Source organism: Vibrio qingdaonensis (assembly GCF_026191675.1).
GTDB lineage: Bacteria > Pseudomonadota > Gammaproteobacteria > Enterobacterales > Vibrionaceae > Vibrio > Vibrio qingdaonensis.
Window position 1 is genome coordinate 1 of record NZ_JAKRRY010000071.1, and the last position, 6895, is coordinate 6895.

General features: G+C 40.6%; 8 protein-coding genes. 3 read left to right on the forward strand and 5 right to left on the reverse strand.

Annotation, left to right across the window (positions count from 1 at the left end):
• Window positions 1–332, forward strand: a 332-nt coding sequence (locus MD535_RS24730; RefSeq protein WP_265677905.1) for a DUF723 domain-containing protein, incomplete at its 5' end; no start/stop codon positions are given.
• Between the two features lie 216 nt (window positions 333–548).
• Complete coding sequence (locus MD535_RS24735) at window positions 549–947, forward strand: recombinase family protein (RefSeq protein ID WP_265677909.1); 399 nt, start codon at window positions 549–551, stop codon at window positions 945–947.
• Window positions 948–1498: 551 nt separating this feature from the next.
• Here the strand turns inward: MD535_RS24735 and MD535_RS24740 are convergent.
• From MD535_RS24740 to MD535_RS24760, 5 genes are all read right to left on the reverse strand, one after another.
• Window positions 1499–1762, reverse strand: a complete 264-nt coding sequence (locus tag MD535_RS24740; RefSeq protein ID WP_265677911.1) for a hypothetical protein — start codon at window positions 1760–1762, stop codon at window positions 1499–1501.
• 35 nt (window positions 1763–1797) lie between these two features.
• On the reverse strand, window positions 1798–2121 hold the full coding sequence (locus MD535_RS24745) for a hypothetical protein (protein ID WP_265677913.1): 324 nt from the start codon (window positions 2119–2121) through the stop codon (window positions 1798–1800).
• Between the two features lie 71 nt (window positions 2122–2192).
• A complete protein-coding gene (locus MD535_RS24750; RefSeq protein ID WP_265677914.1) occupies window positions 2193–2636 on the reverse strand; it encodes a hypothetical protein in 444 nt (147 codons plus the stop codon).
• 17 nt (window positions 2637–2653) lie between these two features.
• Window positions 2654–2872 (reverse strand): hypothetical protein, encoded by a 219-nt coding sequence (locus MD535_RS24755; RefSeq protein ID WP_265677916.1) that lies wholly within the window; start codon window positions 2870–2872, stop codon window positions 2654–2656.
• 182 nt (window positions 2873–3054) lie between these two features.
• Entirely contained in the window at window positions 3055–3630 is a 576-nt protein-coding gene (locus tag MD535_RS24760; RefSeq protein WP_265677917.1) for a recombinase family protein, read from the reverse strand.
• A 158-nt stretch (window positions 3631–3788) separates the two neighbouring features.
• On the opposite strand from MD535_RS24760, the gene MD535_RS24765 reads away from it, so the two are divergent.
• Window positions 3789–6791 carry a Tn3 family transposase gene (locus MD535_RS24765; RefSeq protein ID WP_265677920.1) on the forward strand — a complete coding sequence of 1001 codons (3003 nt, stop codon included), beginning with the start codon at window positions 3789–3791 and terminating at the stop codon, window positions 6789–6791.
• Window positions 6792–6895: the final 104 nt, after the last annotated feature.

The window sequence follows — 6895 nt, forward strand, 5'->3', positions numbered from 1 at the left end:
ACATGGCGAGTAAAGAAGAAAGAGCAACACAGTTTTTAACTAACGCCAAAGAAAAGTTTGGTGAACTCTATGATTATTCAAAAGTTCAGTATGAGAACAATCGAGCCCACGTCACCATAATCTGCCCTATACACGGTGATTTTTATGTGTCACCAGGTAACTTTCTCACCCGAGAAATAGGTTGTCCTCAGTGTGGGCGTCGAGCATCAAGACAGAAGCGGAAAGAGAACTACAACAAGAAAAGAGCTGAAGCAGGCTGCGGGACAAATCAATTCAATGTACGCGGTTACCAGACCCAATATCCAGACTTATTGAAACAGATATTAAAGTAGCCACGCTCAATGTTTGTTTGCTCGCCTACCACCGCACAAACAAACATACAAACATACAAACAAATAAGGTTTATATATGTGTGTTTTTTGAGCATCACTAAATCCAGTTGGTGTAAAAAGGGTGCACCTTTAATGCACTAGCTAATTTCAGTGCAGTAAATGACAAAAATAGATGTATAATGCACCAACATAATTAAACCAATGTAAAATGCACCGATGAACAGCAATATCCGAATTTATGGTTACCTAAGAGCTTCAACTGACGATCAAGATGCCTCACGTGCAAAAAATGACCTAATTGACTTTGCCCACAAAATGGGGTTTCCAATCGCGTGTTGGTTTGAGGAAAATGAATCTGGCGCTCAACTACATCGTCCTGAATTATTCCGCTTACTCGATGTCGCTATGGCGGGTGACATTATCTTAATTGAGCAGGTAGACCGAATTAGCCGCCTCAACTCAAAAGACTGGGAGCAACTAAAAAGCATCATCGCCAATAAAGGGTTAAAAGTGGTGGCACTCGATTTACCGACAAGTCATCAATTTATGAACTCAGCCGACGAGTTTACGGGGTTTGAGGTCCAACGGAACGAAAGTGTACGTTTAGAGGGTTAAGTTATTGATTAACAAGCACTACCCCCAATAATGACTAAAAAGTTAGAATAAAAAAGAGCTACTTCTAAGGGATAAAAGGCTACATCATCTACATAAAAACTTGTATGACCCACTCTTAACCATCAAGGAGCTTTTTTTGGGGGCCCTCAACGCCTATTTTTTTGCAATGCCAAGAACAAACTCGTCTTTATTTTAAGGATTAACTACATAGGTAGTTCTCACTATAAAGTTGTAATCAGCATGGAGATAAAAACAGAGTAATTAGTTCAATAACTATCATTGTCATTAATTGTCAGTATTCTCTACTACCCCGATCACCTATAGGAGTGTCATATATACTCAATATGAACACTATTCGATTATATAAATACCAAAAACTATAATGCGGATGCTATTTTCTTTGTGAAATACAATTCCACTTTATGATTAATGACTATAGCCTTCTCTAGTTCACCATCAGACCAAATGGCTAAAAATATTGAGCAAGAAGTAAGTTCGATATGCTCCATATAAACTAAGCTTCTCAAATTAATATCTTTAATGTAAATAAATTAATTATTGTCTTTCCCAAACACTTCATCTTTTATTCCTTTTAAGGCTCTGTTGATTTCTCGTTCTCTCAATGCCTGAACAAATAGTTTATTACAATCAATACGGTCGACTCCCGAAGTAATAGGGATCAAGATCCGAACATACCCTCCAGTTTCTTCATAACCTAAACGCTCGCCTTCACCATTTTTTTGATAGAGACCTGCATCAATATAGCTACTTGGTGACATTGCACTACTACACTGAAACCCATCTGGAAGGCGCACAGAATCATTACCATAAGGCAGTTCTGGTTGTGGGATCACTGAAGCTGTAGCGCTTGTAACTGTGAACGAGGCCAATAAAAACGTACTTTTGCACAAATTCTGCCAACAACTCCCCATCTTCCTGACTCCTGAGTAATTTTCTCCTGAACACACACTCTATATGTTTCCAATTGATCTGGCTCTATATCAAATACAGGTATGGTAATGCTGGCTCTGTCTTTATTTCCTACGACCAATTCCGTTTTGAATATAATGTTATCACTATTTGCACTATTTAGTAGCCATACATCATAAAAAGAAACGTAATCACTATCGTTTTTAATAAAGAATATTGTTTCAGCATAGTCACTATATATCATATTGTCACTGTGCATTGGAGATACAGTAAAAGCTGTAGCATATGAACTAAAGCATATGCTACATAGTATGGTTATAAAGCGTCGCATGATAACACCGCCACAGCTTGATAAGTCCCCGCTATCATAACAGTGTCAGATGTCCCTCCAACAGTGACTGATACGGTATCATCTCCGAGATTGGTTAACGTTAGCTTTGTTACGTCAGTAGCAATATTGGCCCCTGAAGAATCAAAAACCGCTTGGCTAAATGTTCCAATACCTGAGTATCCAGCTGGAGTAGATGAAAAACCTGTTGGTGCAACAATATTTAATTCATAAGCATTCGCTTCATTATTTTGAACTGAAACAACAGCATCTGTTTGAGTTGAAATACTGGTTCCGCTAACACTTAATGTCCCTGGTGAACTTACGTTTACGGTGCAATAACTACTTACATCACCACTAAAAGGAACATCTTCCGCTTGAACTACTAGAGGGATGCTAAGACATAATCCAATCCATATTCTATTCATCATAAATCGTTATCTTACCGTTAGTGACTTTCCAATTTATTCACTAGAATTTCGATTTTTCGTTTTAGGGTTAATGGTTTTCTATTTGTATTTAAAAATTCATCCCCTTCTTGTACGTCTTTATACATTATTTCTATTATAGGTTCTAAATCTTCGAGTGTGACACTTGCCCTTCCTTTTTTTTGATAAATTATCCACAATACATCCTCTAAATCTGGAGATAGTACAACAGCTTTCATATGAGTGCTCTCCTTTTGAAATTTATCTAAGCATTATTAGTGCCAAGATTAATAATCATTCCATAACCTATTGTTAATTGATTAATTAATAGCAAATATGAAAAAGGTGATTTGGTCATCATTCTTATTTTGAGAATGATTTTGAGAATGATTTTGAGAATGTTATATTCAAAATAGGAAAATTACGAAAGTGTTCCAAAAGAGAGTTCGCTCTCTTCTTTTAGGATCTTATAGACAGTGGATCTTGCAATGTTCAATTGTTGAGAAATTTGAGTTGCCCCAATGCCTTTCTCGTATAACGCAATTAATTGATTTCTATCGATTGAGCGTTTTCGACCAAACTTAACACCTTTTAATTTGGCTTCTATTCGTCCTTCGTTGGTTCGCTCAAGTATCCGCTGTCGTTCGGCTTGGGCGACAGCAGATAAGATAGTAACAACCATCTTACCCATTTCTCCTTCCGTACTAATTCCATCGTCCAAGAACTTGATAGCTACACCTAGATCATCAAATATCTTGATTAAATGGATCATATCTCCCGTATCTCGCCCTAATCGATCCAACTTTTTGACTAAAACGACATCACCTTCTTCAACTTTCATTTGAAGCAATTCGAGTCCTTTTCTCTCATTGCTACTACCAGAAGCTTTGTCACTGAAAATTCGACTCGATTTCACTCCTGAACTTCTTAGTGCTTTGAGTTGAACATCGAGAGATTGTTGACTGGTCGATACGCGAGCATATCCAAATAATCTCAAAATCGTCTCCTATATCGAATAGTAGACAATCCGTGTCTACTATCTCGTTTTGTCGATTAAATAGACACTCATAAGCATCTGTTTTATGGTGTCTGATAAATTATAACATTTCGGACGGTTGCGAGATTGTTAAATTTTTCAGTTTGTAGGAAAAGAGTATGCCCGTCGATTTTTTGACCGAAGAACAAAAACAAAACTATGGATGCTATGCTGCCGAACCAAATGATGTTCAATTAGCTCGTTACTTCCATCTTGACGAGCGCGATCTAGCGTTTATCCAGCAACGTCGAGGAAAGCACAATCGTTTAGGGATTGCACTGCAACTGACCACGGTTCGGTTTCTTGGAACGTTCGTTACCGACTTAGAGCCAATTTACCCCAGTGTGAAACAGTTTGTCGCCAAACAAATTGGGATCCGTCATCCGCAGGTGCTCATGCACTACGCTCAGCGTTCCACTACTCACCGTGAACACACCTTTCTAATTAAAGAACATTACGGTTATCGAGATTTTGGTAGTTTTCCTTGGTCTTTTCGTCTAAAGAGACAACTGTTCGCTCGTGCATGGTTAAGTAATGAGCGTCCAGGACTCATGTTTGATTTTGCTACAGCATGGCTACTTCAAAATAAGGTCTTGCTCCCAGGCGCCACAACATTAGCTCGCTTGATTAGTGAAGTTCGCGAGCGAGCACAGAAAAGACTCTGGAAGAAGCTGGCTGCACTCCCTAACCAATGGCAAAACACTCAGTTACTGGCATTGTTGGAAGTGCCTGAAGGTCAACGCTTATCACAACTTGAATTACTAAGAAAAGGCCCAACCACCATTAGTGGTCCCTCCGTTCTGAGTGCACTCTCTCAATATTCGACTTTACGCAGTTTAGAGGTCTCTGAGCTGAATTTTACAGGTCTCCCTCTCATACAACTGCGTAACTTGGCTCGCTATGCGGGGATGGTTTCAGTGAAATACATTTCTCGAATGCCAGAGGAGCGAAAACTTGCCGTACTGACGGCTTTCGTCAAAGCGCAAGAAATCATTGCTTTGGATGATGCCATTGATGTACTCGACCTGTTGATCACTGACATTACACGTGAAGCTAAAAAAATCGGTCAAAAAAAACGACTCAGAACATTAAAAGATCTTGACCGAGCGGCCCTATTGTTAGCTAGAGCTTGCTCTGTTTTACTTGATGGAAACACCGGTGACACAGAGCTGAGAACGTCGATATTTAAGCGAGTTTCAGAAGCGAATCTACTTGAGTCTGTTGAAAAAATCAATGAGCTCGCTCGCCCTCAGAGCAACCATTTTTATGATGAAATGGTTGAGCAATATGGGCGCGTCAAACGCTTTTTACCGACAGTTTTAGAGGAGCTTCATTTCTCAGCGGTTGCCGCTGGGGAAAGTACGCTGGAAAGCATTCATTACCTTGCCGAGCTGAAAAAGACGAAAAGACGCTTTCTCGACGATGCGCCTGAGCACATCGTTAAGACATCATGGAAAAGGCTTGTATATGACGGGGATGGTCGCATCCAACGCGCCGGCTACTCTTTGTGTTTCTTAGAGCGTCTGCAAGACTCGCTGCGTCGCCGAGATGTCTGGGTGACAAAGAGTGACCGTTGGGGTAATCCTAGAGAAAAGCTCTTACATGGTGAAGCGTGGCAAGCTCAACGAGTGCCTGTTTGTCGAGCTCTTGGCCACCCAACGAATGGTCATGAAGCGATGCAGCAGCTCGCACGACAATTGGATGATACATGGAGAGAAGTTGCTGACAGATTTGATGAAAACACCGAAGTGAGTATTTGTACCGATGGTAAGCACCCATCACTGACCATCTCGAATTTAGATAAACTTGAAGAGTCTCTGTCATTAAAAACTCTGAATCGCCGAGTAAAGCAGTTGATCCCGCCAGTAGACTTAACGGAGTTATTACTCGAAGTTGATGCTTGGACAGGCTTTACTCAGGAATTTACCCACGTTAGAGAGTCCGAGGCGAGAGCGCAAGGGTTACACATCAGTGTATGTGCAGTGTTGATGGCTGAAGCGTGCAATATCGGTCTAGAACCATTGATCAAATCGAATGTACCCGCCCTAACTCGGCACAGATTAAGTTGGGTTAAACAAAATTACTTTCGAGCAGAAACATTAACTAATGCGAATACTAGGTTAGTTAATTTCCATATAAAACAACCATTAACAAATGCTTGGGGTGACGGTAATGTTGCTTCCGCGGATGGAATGCGTTTAATTTCCTCAGCAAAAACAGTGAATGCAGGTCCGAACAGGAAATTCTTTGGTGCTGGACGTGGGATCACTTGGTATAACTTCATTTCAGATAAATATTCAGGGTTTCATGGGATCGTCGTGACAGGAACGTTACGAGACTCACTTTATGTATTGGAGGGAATACTGGAGCAGCAAACAGGGCTCAATCCCATTGAGATAATGACAGATACCGCCGGAGCGAGTGATATTATCTTCGGTTTATTCTGGTTGTTAGGGTTTCAATTTTCCCCTCGCCTGGCGGATGCAGGGGAAGCGGTATTCTGGCGAGTGGATAAGTCTGCTGATTATGGGCCGTTAGATGATTTAGCTCGAAGTTGCACGGACCTTTCAAAGGCTGAAGAGCAGTGGGATGAAATGATGCGAACCGCTGGCTCATTGAAACTTGGCACTATTCGGGCATCCGAGTTGGTTCGCTCTTTGCTCAAGAGTAGTCGTCCATCAGGGTTAGCTCAAGGTATTATGGACGTTGGCAGAGTGAACAAAACATTGTACTTGCTTAACTATATAGACGATGAAGATTATCGTCGCAGGATTTTAACACAACTCAATAGAGGAGAAGGTCGGCACGCAGTCGCCAGAGCGGTTTGTTATGGTCAACGTGGGGAAATCAAGAAGCGTTATCGAGAAGGTCAAGAAGATCAGCTGGGTGCTTTAGGCATCGTTACCAATGCCATCGTGTTATGGAATACTCTCTATATGCAGGAAGCATTAGATTGGATGCGGTCCAATAATGAAGAAATTATAGAAGACGATATATCTCGGCTATCTCCACTAATATACAAACATATCAATATGTTAGGTCATTACACATTTACCTTGCCAGAAGATTTAGAGAAAGGAGAGTTAAGGCCTTTAAACCTTAATAATAGTGATAAATATTGAGACGATATAAGAAAGATAAATTACATATTATCAATAACTTAACCCTCTAAACGTACACTTTCGTTCCGTTGGACCTCAAACCCCTAAAACGGATAGGGATTGCA